Annotated in this window: 2 protein-coding genes and 1 pseudogene; all 3 read right to left on the bottom strand. The window is 78.0% G+C overall.

The window, feature by feature from the left end; translation table 11 throughout:
* Positions 1-491, bottom strand: a 491-nt coding sequence (locus ABTW87_RS30095) for an SDR family NAD(P)-dependent oxidoreductase (RefSeq protein WP_502891672.1), incomplete at its 3' end; no start/stop codon positions are given.
* Entirely contained in the window at positions 488-1900 is a 1413-nt protein-coding gene (locus ABTW87_RS30090) for a PfkB family carbohydrate kinase (protein ID WP_350654790.1), read from the bottom strand. The genes ABTW87_RS30095 and ABTW87_RS30090, both read right to left, overlap by 4 nt.
* Positions 1897-2157, bottom strand: a pseudogene (locus ABTW87_RS30085) (phosphoheptose isomerase); the annotation flags it as partial. The pseudogene ABTW87_RS30085 and the gene ABTW87_RS30090, both read right to left, overlap by 4 nt.

The following is a 2157-nucleotide window of genomic DNA, read 5'->3' as shown; positions in this document are numbered from 1 at the left end:
CCGGCGGTTTCGGCGGCCAGGGCGCGGGTGAACCCGACGACTCCGAACTTGGCCGCGCAGTAGGCGGTCGCGTCACTGACCGCCTTCACCCCCAGGGTGGACGCCACGGTCACCACGGTGCCGTGGGTGGCCTCCAGCGCCGGCAGCGCGGCCCGCACCACCGCCGCCGTGCCGAGCAGGTTGATCGCGACGATCCGGTCCCACGTCTCGCCCGGGACGTCGGCCAGCCGGCCCGGCACGTCCATCCCGGCGGCGGTGACCAGACCGGTCAGCCCGCCGGCCCGCTCGACGACCTGCCGGGTGGCCGCCTCGGCGGCCCGGGTGTCGGCCAGGTCGCACTCCACCCACTCCACTCCGTCCGCCGGCGGCTGCCGGTCCAGCACGTACGGCCGCCCGCCGGCCTTCGCCACGGCCGTGACCACCGCCGCCCCCAGCCCGCTCGACCCACCGGTCACCAGGACCGCCGCACCGTTCACCTGACGCTCGCTCATGCTGCTCCCTTGATGAGATGGTCACCGCGCTGCCGCGCGGCGGTGATGGTCGCCGTGGTGGACCGGCCGGCCAGGTAGGGCACCGTGACGACCCGGCCGCCCCAGCCGCGGACCAGACCGGCCTCGGGCAGTTCCGGCGCGCCGTCCCCGGCGTAGTCGCCGCCCTTGACCCAGACGTCCGGGCGGAGGCGGGACAGCACCGCGTGCGGCGTGGGCTCGTCGAAGACGACCACCGAGTCCACGCAGTCCAGCGCCGACAGCAGCGCCGCCCGGTCGGCCTCGGTGTTCAGCGGCCGCTCCGGCCCCTTCAGGGCCCGGACGCTGCGATCGGAGTTGAGGCAGACGATCAGCACGTCACCGAGCCGGCGGGCGGCCCGGAGGGTGGCCACGTGCCCGGCGTGCAGCAGGTCGAAGCAGCCGCCGGTCGCGACGACCGTCCCGCCGTCGGCGCGTACCCTCGCGACCAGTTCCTCGGCCGGGCCCGGTGGGACGGGCCGGGAGCGTCGCCCCGGTTCCCGGTGCAGGCCCGCCGCGCCCCCCGCGGCCACGTACGCGGAAGCCGCCGCGACGGCCTCGCCGACCGCCTCGGAGACCAGCGCCCCACCGGCGAGCGCGGTGGCCGCGGCGGCGGCGAACCGGTCGCCGGCCCCGCAGGTGTCCTCGACGGAGTCCACCGGCGACGGCGGCGGCACGACCAGCGGGGTGCTGCCGGCGTGGCAGAGCACCGCCCCGTCGGCGCCGGTCGTCACGGCGACCGCGCCGACCCGCCACCGCCGGCGCAGCTCCTGGCCGGCGCGGGTGGCGGTGGACAGCGCCGAGCCGGCGCCCGCGTCGCCGGTGAGCTGGCGCAGCTCCGCCAGGTTCGGCGTGACCAGCCGCGCACCGGGCACCGCCGCCGGCCCTTTCGGGTGCGGATCCCACACCAGCGGCGCGGGGGTCGCCGCCAGGGCGCCCCGCAGCGCCGGCTGCCGGAGCAGGCCGCGCCCGTAGTCGCTGGCGAGGACGGCGCCGGCGGCGGCGAGCACCTCGAGCGCCGCCTCCGGCGGTTCGGTCGGTGCCTGCGGTTCGCCGCCCCGGTCCAGCCGGAGCAGGGTCTGCCCGCCCGCCCGCAGCCGGATCTTCTCGGGCGTGGCACCGGGGTTGCGCAGCGGGTACACCCGCACCCCGGCGGCCGTCAGCAGCTCGGCCAGGCGGGCACCGGCCGGGTCGTCGGCGAGGGCGGTCACCAGGGCGACCTCGGTGCCGTCAGCGGCGGCGAGCAGCGCGGCCAGCCCGGCGCCGCCGGGCCGGTCGGTGGCCGACCGCTCGTCGAGCACCGGCACCGGGGCGTCCGGGCAGATCCGGCCGACCGTGCCGGAGACGTCGCGGTCCAGCAGCGTGTCGCCGACCACCACCAGCGGTCCGCTCACGATTCCCCACCCGTCCGGGCCGGTCCGTGCCCGTTGGACCCGTGCCCGTTGCGGCCCGACCCGTCGGGCAGGCCGGCGGTGACGAAGGGGCGCCCGTCGACGAACCGCTCGGTACGCGGGCCCGGCACCCGCGGCAGGTCCCGCACCAGCGGCAGCGCCTGGTCGACGTATTCGCAGAGGAGGTGGCTGGTGACGAGGTGGAGTTCCTGGACGACCTGGGGGTCGGGTGAGGGGATGGCGAGGGTGTCGTGGCAGAG

It is taken from the genome of Micromonospora sp. NPDC126480 (assembly GCF_040302465.1).
Classification (GTDB): domain Bacteria; phylum Actinomycetota; class Actinomycetes; order Mycobacteriales; family Micromonosporaceae; genus Micromonospora.
The sequence above is the reverse complement of the archived record's forward strand: the minus strand, read 5'-3'. Positions and strand labels throughout refer to the sequence as shown.